Here is a 16,998-nt window from a genome sequence, read left to right on the forward strand (position 1 = left end):
TTGCACGCAGAGATGGTTCATCAGCACGGTCGAAGGCGGCTTCCATTGTTTCGCTGGGTTGATCGTAGTACCGACAGCATGCACGAGCGGCCACGGCTTGGTTCTGCGAAGGCAGTGAGCTGGCATTGTGCACTTATTGCGCCACTGCGGCCGCCGTTGCAAACACATCAGCCGGCATCGGCCGGTGCAGCTTCCAAGTGATAGCGATCGGTTTCTCCCCCGCATGCTGGACGTAGTCCACCTGTCCGAGGCACGTGTACGGAACAGTCAGGCCGGTCTCGTCCTCTGAAGTATCCCGAGTGAAGATCAGGGTCTTCGAGCCGTACGATGCCCGGTCCAGGTAGCGTCTGCCGGTCGGACTTCCGGGCGAGGTCGCGTTCTGCGATTCCCAGTGAAAGAGCTCCGGGCTGATGGCGTAGTCCCGGTACATGGTCGTGGCCGAGTGCTTTTTGTCGTCCTTGTTGAGCGTGACAAAAAAGGCGTCCGTGGATGTTGCAGGGCACCAGGCCACGCCCTCCCGGTGCTGCACATTTTTGCCGAGCTCCAGCGACCCGTATTGCAAGGCAGCCAGGATTTCCTCGCGCCGATAGGTGGCGTGCGAGAGCAGTGGAATGTGCTGCAGCCCCGCACCCAATCCCTTTGCAGCGTGCTTGGACGCGGCCACGCCGAGCTGCACGATCTGGCGGATCTCGCGGCAGACAAACTGGTAGCCGCGCAGGTAGTCCAGGCCGGCGTCGTACGACTGGAACCCGCCGCCGTCGTCCCAGAGCGTGTAGAACAGCATGCGGGCGAATGTCTGCTCCCGCAGGCCGAGCTCCGCGTAGCGGGGCGCGTCGGCGTCGACATCGACGAGCATCGAATACGCCGCGGCGCGTTCCGGATCGTCCACATGGATCAGCGCGGCCATCCGGCCGAGGAGCTTTTTCTCGTCGGCGTCGGAGAGCTCCCGAATCCTTCCGCTTAGGACAGTCTCCAGCGGTGAGAACCCGTCGATCAGCCCGGCCTGGCGCAGGTAGCCGGTCCACGAATCCCTGGTGGACCGGTAGATCGACTTCACGTCGTTTCCGGACCGCTCTAGATAGGCCGCCAGCTCCGTCTCCGCGTATGAAGCGATGTTCCGAACCAGCTGCGCCCGGTTGAACCGCAGCTGCGCCTTGATGTTGTCCAGCACTACTTTCTGCGCCACCCGGTCCAGCACGATTTGCGAGCCCGACGGCAGGTAGGGAAATTCGTCCTCGACCGCCTGCTCCAGTTCCTTGCGTCCGTAGCCGGTGAGCGCCCGGTAGCGTAGGTCGAAGCGGAACTCGCGGCGTTGCTGGCCGATGAAGTCCATGACGGTCAGCACCGCCTTGCCCTCGGCACGGCGCAGCCCGCGCCCCAGCTGCTGAAGGAAGATCGTGGCGCTCTGCGTGGGCCGGAGCAGCAGGATGGTGTCCACCTGCGGCAGGTCCAGGCCCTCGTTGAAGAGGTCGACGGCGAAGATGCAGTTGATCTCCCGTGTCCTGAGCCGCTCCAGGGCCACCGCGCGGTCGGCGTCGTCGGTGCTCCCGTCGACGGCAACGGAGGCGATGCCGGCGCGGTTGAACACCAGCGCCATGTAGTGGGCGTGCTGGACCGAGACGCAGAAGCCGATGGCCCGCATCTGGTCCGTGCTAGTGACCTTGTCCCGCAGTTCGCGGATCACCTTGGCGGCACGGGCGTCGTTCCCGGTATAGAGGTTGCTCAGCTGGGCGGTGTCGTAGTTGCCGCGCTTCCACTCCAACTGGCTCAGGTCGACGTCGTCCGAAACGCCGAAGTAGTGGAACGGCACCAGCAGATCCGCGTCCAGGGCGTCCCAGAGGCGCAGTTCGCTGGCGGTGCGGCCGTCGAAGAACTGCTTGGCGACGTCGACGCCGTCGCCGCGTTCCGGCGTCGCGGTCAGGCCGAGGAGCTGCTGCGGCTGCAGGTGGTCCAGCAGCCGGCGGTAGGTGGGCGCCATGGCGTGATGGAATTCATCGATCACCACGATGTCGAAGAAGTCGGGTGCGAGCTGTTCAATGCCAAGGGATGACAGCGACTGGACGGAGGCGAAGATGTGCTTCCACTGCCCGGGTTTGTGTTCCCCGACGTAGAGTTCGCCGAAGGCGCCGTCCTGCATGACGTCACGGTAGGTGCGCATGGCCTGCTTGAGGATTTCCTGGCGGTGGGCCACGAACAGCAGTTTCAGATCGCGGCCTGCAGTTTCGCAGAGGCGCTTATGGTCCAGGGCGGCGATGACGGTCTTGCCGGTGCCGGTGGCTGCGACGACAAGGTTATGGTTGAAGCCCTTGAGCCGTTCGGCTTCCAGGTCTTCCAGCATTTCCTCCTGGTGGAGGTATGGCTGGACTTCAAGTCCGGTAGCTGCCCCGGGCACAGCAGTCCGCCGGCCGCCGTTGCGTTCCAGGGCGGCGTCCAGCTTTTCACCGTCGCGTTCCGGATCGTAGCTCTGGAAGGCGCGCTGCGCCCAGTAGCTGTCGAAGGTGACCTCGAACTTCTGCAGCAGAGCGGGCGTGCCGACCGAGCTGAGCCGGACGTTCCATTCCAGTCCGTCCAGGAGGGCAGCCTGGCTGAGGTTGGAGCTGCCGACGTATGCGGTGTCGAACCCTGAGTCCCGGCGGAACAGCCAGGCCTTGGCGTGCAGGCGGGTGGCCTGGGTTTCGTAGCTGATCTTCACCTCGGCGCCGTAGCGCGTGACGAGCTCGTCGATGGCGCGGCGTTCCGTGGCGCCCATGTAGGTGGTGGTGATGACGCGGAGTTTGGCGCCACGCTCCTTGAGCTGTTCGAGTGCTGGGTGGAGCAGTCGGAGCCCCGTCCAGCGGACGAAGGCGCAGAGGAGATCTACGGTGTTGGCGGATTCGATTTCGGTTCGGAGTTCCGCGGCGAGGTTCGGATCGTCCTTGCTGTTGGTAAGGAGGGCTGAGTCGCTCAGCTTTGTTGCCGGGCGACGCAGATTGCGGCGCTTCAGTGTGTCCGGGCGGTACAGGGACTGAAGCTGGGTGGGGCCTTCACCGATGCGGTCGCTGTGCTTCAACTCCTGGAGGAGTTTGTTTGCTAGGGCCACCCGTTCCGTGGGTTTGGCTGCCTCAAGGGCTTGGCGGACGGCATTGGCGACGTGACGTGACAAGAAGTCCGAACTATCTTCGTCGTCTATTGCTGCGAAGACTGGTTGCAGATCCGATGCGTTGCTCAGCAGACTGTCGAGCGAATCCGTGTTGAGCAGTTCATACAAGCCCTCGGGCAGCTGATTCGCTGCCACTCCCCCAATGGAATTAGTCACTGCGCCAGGGTACTAGTCGTCACCGACAACCACGCGCATTCTGTCGGCTCACCCAGGGCATAGCAAAGGGTAAGCCGACGGAAGGCCCGCTCAGAGAACAGCTGCTTCGCCCTCCAACGCCGCTACGAGCACAGGAAGTGCCCGCCTGTCGAACTCGAAATGATCGCTGATTGAGAGTCGGTACCCGGGCAGCTCCAGTTTTGCCTCGGCAATGGCGGTTTCTCTTTGTGCATCTGTGTTGGCAGTGCCTCCCCGGAACCACAAAGGATGCCCCACAACCACCCCAACTTTCTCATCCGGCATTAGCACGACCGGGACATCCATGGATCCAGCGACTATGACCTCGCAACCAGCATCGATGGACTGCGCCGCCGACTGGAGCTCCAGCTTGCGGCCGAACCATCTGGAGAGTTTCAGCTCGTCGCCCGCGCACAAATCGAGCATGTCGAGCGCCAGTCTCCAGTCGAGAACGCCATGGAGTCGTTGGTTGTCCCACGACCTCAGACAGTCGGGACAAGAGGTGGAGCATGCGGCGTGGCCGTTGTCTTCGAACATGTCCCTCAAAGTCTCACGGGTGGAGCGCAACAAGGCTTTGAAGTTTGCCGGCTTGGCAATTTCCACGGCATAACCCGCCCCATTGTCCAGGCTGTCGGCCAGGAAGACCCTGGCGGTCGGCTCGCCGGCTGTGGTGAGGTGCTGAAGGCCCGCCTGTATCTCCTGTGGATCGATGTCCAGCTGCGCTTTCACGCCAGCACGCATCACTTCCGCCAGCGACCACAGTGCAGACATTCCTGCCGGCAGTACCCCAGAAGATGTGGGAAGGCCGCCGGTTGGCGTCTTCAGCCGGGTGAACGCGACAGTCACGGCATCGGTTGTGCGAATTTCTCCGATGGCACTCTTTCCGATGTCGATCCCTGTCGTCGGCATGTCCTTCCAACCCCGCGGATAGATGGCCTTATCCACGGCCACAACGGACCCGTCGCCCTGACGCTTTAGGTCGAATAGCCTCCCTCTGTTGTCGTTGTATTGCAGCAACTTGCCCTGCTCATAAAGGCGGACGTCCACGCCGAGTACTTCTTCCCGGGCCGTTTCCTTCTGGGCAGAAACGAACGTTGGCAGGCTCTTGGACTGTGCTCGCGAGCCGTCGATACGGTAGGGACGCGGTTTGTAGGTCGTTCTGAATCCTCGCGGCTCAAACATTGAGAACCGAACCACTTCACGGCCGCAATTCTCACAGACGTCACCGACTTTCCGGTCGATAAAGGTCGTAGCGCATTCCGGACACGAGACAACTTCGTGGGCCGCCCCCATGGGGTCGGCCGGGGACCATGATCTGCCGGTCTTCTCGTAGTGGGCAAAGCCGGCTGCCGTGTGAACGAGACCATCCCTGACAATTTCCGCGCCCGGCGCGTAGTTTGTAACAGCCATTGCCAGGGGACGGTCAGCTACAACGTTGTTGTCCAGTACCCTGCCCATCACCTGACTGTCGTAGAGATTGCGGACTCTCGTGGGGAATCCGAAGAGGGGAAGCAGCCCACCCAGGGCCAAGACCAGGCTGAGTTCCTCCTCGCTTCGTTCCGGCGACCCAATTATGCGATCAACCTCTGCGACGAGTTCGACGCGGGCCCAACGCTCGATCTCCAGGACCTGCGCCTCGCTGAGCCTCGTGTATCGGCTCAGCTGCCTCACGACGTCGCTCACGGTCGGGTGCGAATCAAGCCAGTTAGCGACCCCGGGCCTGTAGCTAGGCCAGGAATCTACCTTTCCGAATGATCCATGCAGGCTGTCGGGGGTCCATTCTGGCTTCCCTGCCAACGATGAGAAGGCCCGCTTGAGCAGCTCGGATGCGGCGACCCGCTGCACGATTCGAGGTCGTCCCAGGTCAAGGAACGGCTGTGGCGGAAGATCGCCGGTCATACGATAAGCATTGTTGAAGTAATACTCATCATGGGCAGAGTCGCGGCACGATGTGATGGCGAATGAGAACGCCTGCCCCGCGCGGCCGGCGCGGCCGACTCTCTGCTGATAGTTGAACCGCTGGGGCGGCATGTTAGCCATGAGGGTTGCGTTGAGCGCTCCGATGTCCACACCGACCTCCATGGTCGTAGTCACACTTAGAACATCGAGCTGGCAGGTGCGTGGGTTCTCCTTAGGCGCTGGCAGCTGGATGCCCTTGAACCAGCGCTGGCGCTTACGCTGTTCGCTGGCAGGCTTAGTCTGTGCTGTCAGCTCGGCGACTGCTATTCGCCTCAGGTCCTGGCTCGCAAGCCACCCATAGTAATCGCCACCGTCCGCCAGCCGTTCGCGTTGTGACAAGGCGGTGGAGTCGCAGCCCTTGTTGGCGCAGACTCCCGCAGAGCCTTGCAGATGGATAAAACCACAACGGTCGCAAGTCCACACTCGGCCCGATGGAGGAGCAAAGCGGATGTGGTTCGTCGAACCGTGAATTTTTAGAATCCAACCGTCGTGGGTCAGTCCCTGGCTCTTAAGCACACCAAATGCCCATGCCTCGAGTGTTCCGATGTCGACGCCATGCAGAAACGAAACTCGTTTGAGGTAGTCCTTCACCGCGGTCGGCGTCTTGATCCCGTCCGACCCGGCAGCGAAGGACCCTTCATAGTTGAGGTCGAGACCCAACAAACGCACGCAGCTTGCCGCAACTTCGCTTGCGAGTTCGTCGCTTAGGCCGGACCCGGACCCCGAGACTTCTGCACGGACCCAGGCAAGCCCGGTCGATTCAACGTCGCGCCGGCCGGAGTCGAAGACTTGCCGTGCCAATTCCATGTCCAGCATGTTTCCAAGCTTCTCTTGCGCGACAGCAGAGGAAGCTGCATCGGCCTTGGTCCAGAGTCCCGGCTCCGGCGGCGCGTAAAACGTGTACCAAGGTTCCTTGTTGAAGTCCTGTGCAAAGGGCGACGGGCCGCCCGGGCTTATCCCCAAGTCAATCATCTGGGTTTCGATCCGAACCCGGAGGTCCGTCCATGCAATGGATTCGGAACCCGTTGCGTTGAGCTCCGACAACAACTCATTGTCCATGGGTGTGGCGACGCCCGCCGTTTCGCGCATGACAGCCATGAGGGCGCCGGGGTTGGTCTGCAGTATGTGTTGTGCTTGGGCGAGTTCAGCAGGCTTCAGAACGGATTGGTCGGAGGTGAAGCGTCGAAGGATGTCAACGATATCTGTGGCCGCCGCATCGGAGAGGCCCCTTCGGAGCATCTGCACCAAGATGTCGCTATATTGCCGGGTGGCCAGTGAAGCGGCCGTCCTCGCCGCGGAATCTCGATTATCTGTAAACACAATGGTTCGGTAATCCTCCGGACGCTCTCCGAGCGTCCGAGGAAGCTGACGGAGATATACCGAAGTCGTCTGAGCAGGCGACGTTGCGTGGCCTTGAAGCGGGGAGGCGACTTGGCCCTGAACAAATTCCGCCGTCTGGCGGCCCTGTTGTCCGCATTGGGGACACCTACCCGGGATGGCGGGCGTCGCAGTGGCGTCGCCTTTGCCGCTGATCTGCAGCACCCAGCCGTTTGCGCCCTCAGGAGCCCCTACTTCAACGCGGCCGCTGGTATCCAAACTTGCCCGGACCCAGGCAACGTCGAAACTCTGACTTGACCATTTACTACCCGCACCAACCGGCGGCTGGTTGCCGACAGCCGGCCAAAACCACCGATATATGCCCCGGTTTCGACGGGTGACCAATCCGGGGGCGTCCGACAAGATACCGGCCGGCGTCGCGCTCAGGCTCTCCGTTCCGTCGCTAAACGGCAAGACATAGCCACCTAAGCTGGTGTCACCGCACTCGCCACACAAGATCAGTTCCAGGACTCGGCTGCCGCAGTCGTCGCAGACTGATACCGGTTGCCCGAAGAGCTTGCCGACGTTTCGGTGTTGGTCGCGTCGGTCCGGAGACACACCCGCACACTGGGCGCTACTGCAGGCCCATAACCCGGAAAGGACGCGGGCAAATATGTGGCCACGCAGTGGGATGCCAACGTGTTCGCCGAGTGCAACCGCTTGGAATGCTGCTTGCAGTGCAGTCAATTCAGGATCGTCGGTGCCGAACACCCGTTGAGAAATGGTTTGTAGGAACTGCGCGCGGTACCTGCCGTCCGCTTCCTCAAAGCAGGCCGCCGCGATCGCCTCCGACAATTCCGCAGATCGATTCACTAGTGTCCCCGCCGCGTGCTCTGCCAGCACTTGATTCCGACTGATCGGTAGTGGGCTCACAATTTCGCGGGATAAGCCTGCGGTGACTACGAAGCTGTTCTTCGAAGCTCCGAAAAACTCCTCCAGAAAGTTCAAGCCTGCCTCATCCTGATTCAGCGATGCGCTGGCCGCGATGATGCGCAGCTGTGGGCTGTCCGGTTCGAGGCCAAGCCTGCTCATGAGCCTTCTCAGAAGTAGTGCAACTTCGCTGCCGGCGGAACCTCGGTAAGAGTGGAGTTCGTCCACTGCCAACGTGAACACGTGCTCCGGGGATTGAGCAAGCCATTCGCGCGTCTGCCGAAAGAGCGGAGCTTCGAAGTCCCGCATGAGGATGGCGTTGATCATTGCAAAGTTTGAAACCATAACGTCGGGTGGGTCTTGAACCATGTCCCAACGCGTGACCATCTCGTGAACCCTTGGGTCGGTAAATAGCGACAGATCGCTCTCGTCGACTGTCCCCGCAGTGACAAGGCTCTGATACTCGTCGGCCATTTCGCGAAGTTCTTGAATTACCCGTGAAACGGCCCCCGATTTTGCGGACGGTTTCGGCATTACATTATTTCCGGGCGTTGCACCCGTGTACCTGCCGAACCAGAGCCGTGCCTCGGGCCGCGTCTCGGAAATCCTCCGGAAGGCAAGACGTAGACGGGTTAGCTGGTCTTCCACTAGCGCGTTCGTAGGGTACAAGATCATGGCGCGGACCGCTGCCTTGCGAGTCTCGTTCTTCCGCATCGGGCTGAACGAGTCCCCAGTCCACCATGTGTTGACCGGCCCGGGTCTGCTCCACTCCTCCGATTCCTCCACTAGCCGAAGCAGGATTGGCAGCAGGATCGCTTCAGTCTTCCCGGATCCAGTACCCGAGGTAAGGACGACGTTTCTTTTGCCGGCCTCACCAGCACCCCTATTCGTCAGGATACTTGTTGCTTGATGGCGGCGAACTCCCATTCGCTCACCAGGATTTACGAATTGGCGAAAGAATGCGTCGCCGACGACGCGTCCAACCGATTCCGTGTATCCCGCAGCTGTAGCTGTGTCGACGAGGTCGTCGGTTGTGGGATAGGGAATGACGGGCTCGACTAACGGTTCCTGGAATACATGCCCAGGCGCAGCGAGAAGTTCATCCCTATCTGCTGAAAGCCCGGGGGATCGGAGGCGATAATTTGTCGAGAAGTATCGCGAAAAAGCTTCTTTGAGGTCGTTACTTACGCTGATCGGATTGGGATACTGAGTCATGACGTGAGCTTTCCAATAATCGCTTCTGCAGCGGCGAGAGGGACATTAAAGTAGGTCGTTGAACGGTCTGCCCGCTGTATTTGGGGCAATCCACCGTCGCCCATGACAGCTGCACGTCCGTATATGCCTGGAAGTTCGGCACCCACTGGCACTGACAAAGTGGCTTCCGCGGGGTCATAGGCAATCAGCGGGCGATTCGCCGCCAGCCCGGCCAGGTGCTTTCCCAATTCCACGGTTACCATAGCCGCGACACCGTCGGCGACGTCTTGAGCGCTACGGAAAAAGTACCGCGAACTGAAACTCCGAGACACGCGATAGAGCCCCGGAAGTCCAGCGGTTTCCGCCGTCATCCATGATGCAGACGGTGGGTTGAAGTACTCATATGATTCTGAGAAAGGCATGCCGCAGCGGACTAGCCCTTCACCAACGGAGGACAACGCAGGCAGCGCGCTGGATAGGGCCGTCGAAGCATTCGGCACTAAGTCGACCCCTAGCTCCTCAGCGATGGAGGCGATCTTGCCGTGCAAGATATTGTTGACGACGAGCAAGGACTGGCGGGTAGGGGCGTTGACTGAAATCGTGGCCCCAGCTGCCTCCAAGGCTTCAATCGCTTCGCCTTTGAGTTGTCGGTTCCAGAATCCTGTGAGAATCCACGATCCATCCGCTAATTCACCAAAGCACGTCGCTGCGGATTCCCACCGAGTGACGTCGAGTTCGTCGTTGCGCTGCAACTCGATAATGCTCAGGGCCTCCAAATCGCGTAGAAGCTGATTCTCGAAAATAGCAGTGTCTTCGATCTGCCTCGCTAGAGTCGAGAATTCTCGACGTGACCCCGCGCCCAGGAAGAACAGGGAGTCGATGAGAGCGCTCCAGCTCGGACCCGCGGCAGATAGCTCGGGCAGGGCATGCCTGGTCCGTCGGGTCGGGATCTCGTTGACGGGTGCTGATTTGCGCCCTGAAGTCGGTTGTCGTTTGCTCATACCGCATAGGGTGCAGACACCATACATCCAACTCGATTTTGGACGTTTTCCATCAAAAGCTGGGAAGTCGAACCGGTGATGCCCTGTCACGATGCAGGAGTTCTCCGGCGGTCCAGCCACAACAAGCAGCTGTCCGCCGAGACCCATCCGCCCGTTGCCGGCCCAATTCGGGCGGGAGGCTACAGCGCGGCTTCGGTATGGCACCGACGGGGCTGAGAGTGCTAACCCGTCGAGACCGGGAACGACTGCGTCTTCGCTGGCGACACACTTCATGGGCCAAACTGGATCTTCCAGGTCGTGGCAGAGAGACCTGAACCGCTCCGTTACGTCCGGGCTTGGCTCCAATGAACTCCTCAGCTTCACAGCCAGGTTCTGGAGGATTGTCTTTCCCCGGCGCAGTGACAAAGTGAAGTCCTTGCAGTCACCCGGTAGCTCTTCCAGGTCAACCACGGCAGGAACAGCCAAGCCACGGTGAATGACAAGCTCTTCTGTTTGGAGTGTTTCCAAGTTTCGCGTCAACAAAACGACGTCAACGGGCTCTTCGCTCTCGGAGGCGATCATGACCCGGATCGGGCTGAGCGCACTCCAGCGCGGCACGTGACCAGGGAGCTTGAGTCCCCCTGTGACGGTCATTTGTGTCGAAAGCCGCGGTTGGAATGCTGAGAGGTCATTCGCCGTCACCAGTGCGGGCGCTGGTGCCCGCAACAGAATGACGTCCGTGAACACCGTCCAACCTTGCGGAACGCCGGCTGTTCCCCCATGAGTTCGGGAGTATCCCGGCTGGGCCGCATCGTTGAGGATTTTCTCCACCGACGACACGAGCTGCGCTTCGTCCTTGACCAGAATTCGCGACAAAGCAGCAGCGTTTATTCGATCAGATTCGATATAGCCAGCGGAGAATGCGTCACGGGTCAGGATGACCACCTTTTTTGGAAAGCGCCGTAGACCCTTGCCGTCCCCGACAACAATTCGCAAGTCACCGTTGATGGCCGAACCGGCATCGATACCGACCGCCCGAAAATCAAATCCTGTCGAGCCGATTCCGAGGGCCTCCAGCGTGAACTCTCGGGCCGCACCGTTGAGTCCTTCAACATGGCAAGTTTCCCCGACGACTGACGAGCCGCCGACCATCAACCCGAATCGTAGTTCGGATCGAAGCATGACACGCCCATCCCTCAGGGTGAGGAGACAGCGTCCGGATGTCTGTCCCGGCGTCTTCTTTCCTGCGCCGGTCAGCGCAGCTCCTTCCCAAGTCGCAAACTCAGCCAAGGCGATTTCCACTATTCGACTCTTGAGTTCGGGTGAAACCCACATCTTGATGAGCGCAGCATTCGCCGAGGTCCTTGCAGAATTGATCCAGACGTCAATAGCCCCATACATGTCGGTGTGAGACACCGTCATGCCAGCGACGAAGCCCTGCTCTTCAAACATCTTTTTTAGGTTTCTTCGTTCACGGGCGCGCACCAGGGCTTGGGAAATGGGCAAGCCAACATAGCGGTGCATGAGCGCGTACGCGCTCGGCAGGCCGCGGTGGCCGTCCAGGTCCTCAAGCCAGAGGCTCAACGACTCCCAGTAAGCCTCACTGGATTTCGTGAAAGACGTTCGAAATCTCCCCGATTCGTTGGCAGGTATACAGAGAAGTCCCTCCAGTGTGGAGTAATAGCTGGATTCGACAGCGCCTGTGTTCGTGTTGGCGCCGCCGATCCTTTCGGCGGCCAGTGAGAAGAGTGTAAGAAGCGCGATATGAGGCGGCGGGGGCACCTGCTCGGCACTCGCGAGTGCATCGCGTCTCCTGGCCAGCCACAGAGAGGTGACTCGATCGAACTCGGCGAAGGCCGCCCGGCCCGAATCCTTCCAGAAGAGCTTGGCCCTGATGGCGTTCGCCAACGAATCGTCAGCCTCATCGGCGTCCACTCCAACGTCGGAGCAAACACGGGCAAACGCCTCGTCGTCTTTGTCCAAGTAGACGAGCTCGCCCGCCCGATCCGCAGCGAAGAATCTGTGCGCCAACGCGGCGTTCCACTCTTCGTAGCCCGCACGGGCTTCTAGCTCGACATCGTTTGCCGCCAGTTCAACCATTTACACGTACCCCCAGTACAAAGGAACTCTTTCAGGTCAGGTTAGTAGGAGGTACTGACAGTTACTGATTGGACGCGCAGAAGCCAGGCACGCAGCCATTCCAACAAGTGCAGCCGCTGAGATCCATAGGTTTATGCCGTTAATGCCCAGCGTGCATCAAGAATTTGAACGGTGACCTTTGTGAGACGACACGTTTTCTGCAGAAACGCAGTTGTTGATGTAGTGGATGACTGCTGATATACCGTCCCAATGACCAAAGGCCACGTTTTCGTCACCAGGGGCGACTTGCTCAACTTCAAGTCGGATGCGTGGCTTCTGCCAGTCGACCGGCGGGCTTCGCCCGGCAAACGCTGGAAAGAGAGGTTGCCGGGGCTGCAGGAGGCCCTAGAAACCAACAACCTCCAGACGATAAAGAACGAATCGGCGTTCGCTTTGCCTCTTAATGTCCGTGACAAAGCATCCATTCCGGTTCTCACGGCGGTTCCGATGGCAGGAATATCCCATGCCGAACAGCTCCTACCGCGTTTCCGCGCGTTCCTCGAAGCCGCCACAGCTGCCGCCACCGAGCGCCGTCGATTAACGGTAGAATCGGCGACTCGCCCCGTGTTGGCCGTGCCATTCTTCGGCACGGGGGGAGGTGGCGGGAACATCTATCGGGGCGAAATTCTCCGCGTCCTTCTTGGCGAGGCATACCGTCACACGGACGAGGCTGGGGTTGACGTCGTCTTTGTCTTTCAGGATCCTGCGGCGTTCGCTCTCGCGCAACAGCAACGGAGGGAACGCGGGGATGCGTGGTCCTCCCTGGGGCCTTCTCTCCTCAATCAGGCGAAAGAATTGGCCGGGATCGCACGTGATGGCCGGTTAGTTCCATTCATGGGCGCCGGCGTCAGCATGAGCGCAGGAGCCCCAAGCTGGCGCCAGCTGCTGCAGAGTCTGGCCGGTGCCGCAGGCCTCGAATTGTCCGAACAGGACGCACTCGGGAAAATGAGTAATTTGGATCAGGCCGACGTCCTCCGATCCTTCTTCTCGGATAAGTTTCCCCGCGACAGCGATGCCAGGTTTGGTCAGGCAGTGGCCGCCGCCGTCGATATTAAGAATTACGGCCTCGCACCGAGCCTCCTCGCCTGTCTCCCATCTGACGGAGCGATCACGCTCAATTACGACACTCTCTTCGAGGCAGCATCTAAGGACGCAGGAAGTCCCCGGACAGTTATTCCCGGCGATCCGCCGGACGACCACACCGCTGCAAGCAAGAAATGGCTTCTGAAGCTCCACGGGTCAGTCGATAAGCCAGAGACCATTGTCCTCACTAGAGACGATTACCTCGGCTATAGCGCCACAAGGGAAGCGCTCTCCGCCCTGGTAAAGGCCCATCTCATAACTCATCACTTACTCTTCGTGGGCTTCGGACTAACCGATGACCACTTCCATGAGATTGTTCACGACGTTCGACGGGCGCTGCCACCCAAGAAAGGAGGGGATCGATTCGGATCAGCACTAATGCTGGAGCAGGATGGGATGCAGGAGAAACTTTGGGGAAAGCACCTCAATTTGATCAATATGAAGAATCAGGATGCACCGGAGTTCGGCACCAACGAACCAGCCAGACGGCTTGAGATCTTCTTGGACGCACTCGTTGCCCACTCTTCAGACAGCCACTCATTCCTTTTGGCTCCGCACTACGGAGAGGGCCTCACGGAGAAAGAGTCGGAACTCAGGGATGCTTTGCTCGAAGTCGCCAGAATCTCCGCTGTCGGTAAGGCCAGCAGCGTCACGCCTGTCCTCCATCGGATGTTTCAGGAGCTCGGCTGGGAAGGTCCGACTTCAGTGGCACAAACAGACGAATAGCGAGTCCGGCTGCTCGTTATTGTCACTCAAAACCTGCACCCGCCCCATACTCGAACGGCACGCTGCCCACTCACTGCCTGGGGCTACTCGACGGTTACAGTCCCCGCACCCACAACCGCGACGGCCTCCCCCGCGTCCCGTCAGACATCTGCCCAGTTCCCGCCAGCTTCGGCTCCATGAAACGCCGGAACGTGTCACGCATCAAAGCCACGCCCGCCACCGCCTCGTGCAGCTCCCGTAAATCCCGCAGCGTGAACGGCTCATCCAACAGCTCGCCAGGATCCGGGGCCTCAACGTAGGCCGCCTGCAGCCACTTCACAGCCTTCGCCACAATGTCCGCGTGGCCGAAGGGCAGTCCCGCGATCAGCTCCGGTGACCCAGCCACCGAAGCCAGCCGGACGCCGTCGGACTTCAGTGCCTCTTCCAGATCCGTCAGCGGCACCACATCCACGTGCGCCACTGAGAGCACCCAGCCGCGGTCGTCGCGCCCGGGCTCGTCAAAGACCTGCAGCTGGCGCGGCACGCGTCCGGAGATGCCCGCCTTCTCTCGCAGACAACGAAGCACCGCGTCCGCGAGCGTCTCGCTTTCACGCAGGAACGTACCCGGCAGCGCCCACTTTCCGTGCTGATGATCCTCTTCGCGCCGCACCAGCAGCACGCACACGCTGTCCCCTGAAACCGTCAGCACCGCCGTATCCACCGCCACCGAGGGGCGCGGATAGTCGAGCAGGGACGGGCCAGGGCTGTTCTTGGAATCCTTCACACGATTATTTAACGCAGCATTGCGCTAAAGATGCAAGCCGTGCATACTGGAGTCAATTAGCGCAGAAATGCATTAAATCAACCGGAGGTTCACCATGAAGGTCCCCCAGCTCCACGTCGGCGCCGGCAGCCGGCTCGGCCCCCTCAGCATCTTCCCCGTTTGGACCTCCGGCTCCGGCAGCCTGGGCAACAGCACCGGCACTCACGCCGACGTCGCCGTGACCGAGCTCGCCAGCGGCCCCCAGGTCGCCCGGCTCACCGTCACCAACAACGGCCCGCACCCGGCGCTGCTCCTGGAGGGCGAGCTGCTCGAGGGCGGGCAGCAGCACCGGACCTGCGCCCGCGATGTCGTCCTTGGCCCCGGCGAAACCCGCGACATCGACACCTTCTGCGTCGAGGCCGGCCGCTGGGAAGCCGGCCCGTCCAGCCATCGCCGGCAGGCACGGCGGGCACCGCTGAACGTCTGGTCCGAACTGGCCACCGGCGTCGACGGCCGCCGCGGCGGCGACCGGCAGGGGCGGATCTGGGAGCGGGTCAGCCGCTTCGACGCGGCCCGCGGCGCGTCGGTGACGAGCTCCCTACTGGACCACCTGGACCTGTTCAAGGACAACGCGCACAACCGCTTCGCTGCCGCCGACGCCCCGGCGCCGCTGGAGGGCCAGCGCGGCGTCGTGATCGGGCTGGGCACGCAGCCGCTGCTCCTGGAGGTCTTCGGCACTGGAACGCTGTTCCGCCGGCACTACCGCCAGCTGATCGACTCCGCCCTGCTGGACCTGGAGCTCCTCTCACACCAGGCGCTGGCGTCCGGCCCGATGCCGGGCCAGCGGGCCCGCGACTTCGYCGCCCGCGTCCAGGCGATGGACTTCGGGACGTTCGACGGCGGCGCCGCGGCGGTCGAGGTCCGGAGCCACGGGTCGCTCCGGAGCCGGAACCTCGCCCGCGCTGCCGGGACGGTGTCCGCCGCCGGCATGGCCGTTGAGCTTCCCACGCGCCGCCCCCAGCTGGCCCACCTGACCGGCTGAACACGAAACACCCCCTCATGGAGCTGGCATGAAACTGACCCCCTTGCAGAATGACCGCGCGGCCGGCGTCCTCGTCGCCCTGGCCGCCGGCGACGCCCTCGGCGCCGGCTACGAGTTCGGCGCGCCGCTGCCCGACGGCGCCGAAGTCACGATGAAGGGCGGTGGGCCGTTCGAGTTCGCGCCGGCCGAATGGACGGACGATACCTCCATGGCAATCCCGATCGCCCAGGTCCTGCTGGCGGCGGCGTCCGACGCCGGAACCACTTCTCCCGCGGCGCTCACCATGGTGGTCCGGGCCTGGACTGCGTGGGCCGCCGAGGCCAAGGACGTGGGCGCCCAGACCAGCTCCGTGATCGCCGCCGCCGGTCGGCTGGCGTCCGACTCCGGGCGGAGCAAGGTGACTGCCGCCGACTTCAGTGCCGCGGCCGCCGACTTCCACGCCCGCACCGGCCGCAGCGCCGGCAACGGCTCGCTGATGCGCACTGCACCGCTGGCGCTGGCCTACCTGGACCGGGACCCGGCTGAGCTGATGGCCGCGGCGGGGGTGCTCAGCGCGCTGACCCACGCTGACCCGGATGCGCAGGAAGCCTGCGGTCTCTGGTGTGTGGCCATCCGGGAGGCGGTCCTGACCGGACGGCTGGACGTGCGGGCCGGCCTGCCGCTGCTGTTCGCCGAGCGGGCGGCCCTGTGGCTGGGACGGATCGAGGTGGCCGAGCGGTCCCGGCCGCGGGACTTCGCCCGCAACGGCTGGGTGGTCGAGGCTTTCCAGGGCGCCTGGAGCGCCATCCACTTCGCGGGCCTGTACGCCTCCGGCCCGGCGCACCTGCGGGCGGCGCTGGAGGAAGCGGTCCGCGGCGGCCGGGACACCGACACCGTCGCCGCCATCGCCGGCGGCCTGCTCGGTGCCGCCTACGGCTATACGGCCGTGCCGTTCGAATGGCGCCGGCACCTGCACGGCTGGCCCGGGCTGCGGGCCCGCGACCTCATGATGCTGGGCATGGAGCTCGGCCGGGGCGAGGGCCGCCGCCCCAATTCCTGGCCCCGGGCCGAGCGCCAGGACTACAGCATGTGGAGTCGCACCGACGCCCTGGCCCAGCACCCGCAGGACGACGGTGTCTGGCTGGGCGGAGTCGGTTCACTCGGGAGGCTGGCTGAGTTGGAGATCGACGCCGTCGTCTCGCTGTGCCGGCTGGGGGCATTGGGTGTGCCGAGTGTGGCACCGGAAGACCACGCCACGTTCTGGGTCATCGACTCCCTTGATGAGGACGACAACGCCCACCCCGCGTTTGTGCTGCTCGACGCGGCGGCCGCCGTCGAACGCTTCCGCGCCGAGGGCAAGACCGTGCTGCTGCACTGTGTGAGGGCGGAGTCCCGGACACCGACCGTGGCTGCGCTATACGGAGCGGCTGTTGTAGGTACTTCGCCGCTGGAGGCGCTTGAGGATGTGCGGCGCGTGCTGCGCGGAGCGAACCCGAATGACTTGTTCCTGAAGGTGCTAAGGAATGCTCAAACCACACCATAAGATGAGCAAATTGTATGTCCCGAAGTCCAACGGGTGTACGCGGCGAATGCA

The 16,998-nt window shown here is 62.2% G+C and carries 7 protein-coding genes and 1 pseudogene; 3 read left to right on the plus strand and 5 right to left on the minus strand.

The window, feature by feature from the left end; genetic code table 11:
• Positions 1-133 precede the first annotated feature (133 nt).
• The 4 genes and pseudogenes from AB4Y67_RS15120 to AB4Y67_RS15135 form a co-directional block, all read right to left on the minus strand.
• Positions 134-3,295: a DUF3427 domain-containing protein gene (locus tag AB4Y67_RS15120; RefSeq protein ID WP_441406588.1), complete on the minus strand. Its 3,162-nt coding sequence runs from the start codon at positions 3,293-3,295 to the stop codon at positions 134-136.
• Positions 3,296-3,385: 90 nt separating this feature from the next.
• A complete protein-coding gene (locus AB4Y67_RS15125; RefSeq protein WP_441406611.1) occupies positions 3,386-7,993 on the minus strand; it encodes a helicase-related protein in 4,608 nt (1,535 codons plus the stop codon).
• A gap of 144 nt (positions 7,994-8,137) precedes the next feature.
• Positions 8,138-8,734, minus strand: a pseudogene (locus AB4Y67_RS15130) (DEAD/DEAH box helicase); the annotation flags it as partial.
• A complete protein-coding gene (locus tag AB4Y67_RS15135) occupies positions 8,731-11,793 on the minus strand; it encodes a hypothetical protein (RefSeq protein ID WP_441406589.1) in 3,063 nt (1,020 codons plus the stop codon). The pseudogene AB4Y67_RS15130 and the gene AB4Y67_RS15135, both read right to left, overlap by 4 nt.
• A gap of 249 nt (positions 11,794-12,042) precedes the next feature.
• On the opposite strand from AB4Y67_RS15135, the gene AB4Y67_RS15140 reads away from it, so the two are divergent.
• Positions 12,043-13,641: an SIR2 family protein gene (locus tag AB4Y67_RS15140; protein ID WP_441406590.1), complete on the plus strand. Its 1,599-nt coding sequence runs from the start codon at positions 12,043-12,045 to the stop codon at positions 13,639-13,641.
• A gap of 94 nt (positions 13,642-13,735) precedes the next feature.
• On the opposite strand, the gene AB4Y67_RS15145 is transcribed toward AB4Y67_RS15140, so the two are convergent.
• Positions 13,736-14,404: an NUDIX hydrolase gene (locus AB4Y67_RS15145; protein ID WP_441406591.1), complete on the minus strand. Its 669-nt coding sequence runs from the start codon at positions 14,402-14,404 to the stop codon at positions 13,736-13,738.
• Between the two features lie 94 nt (positions 14,405-14,498).
• Here AB4Y67_RS15145 and AB4Y67_RS15150 point away from each other — a divergent pair, with 94 nt between their 5' ends.
• On the plus strand, positions 14,499-15,425 hold the full coding sequence (locus tag AB4Y67_RS15150; protein ID WP_441406592.1) for an ARPP-1 family domain-containing protein: 927 nt from the start codon (positions 14,499-14,501) through the stop codon (positions 15,423-15,425).
• Positions 15,426-15,453: 28 nt separating this feature from the next.
• Positions 15,454-16,947, plus strand: coding sequence for an ADP-ribosylglycohydrolase family protein (locus AB4Y67_RS15155; protein ID WP_441406593.1), 1,494 nt, complete (start codon positions 15,454-15,456; stop codon positions 16,945-16,947).
• Positions 16,948-16,998 lie beyond the last annotated feature (51 nt).

Source organism: Arthrobacter sp. YAF17, from assembly GCF_052113365.1.
Taxonomy (GTDB): domain Bacteria; phylum Actinomycetota; class Actinomycetes; order Actinomycetales; family Micrococcaceae; genus Arthrobacter.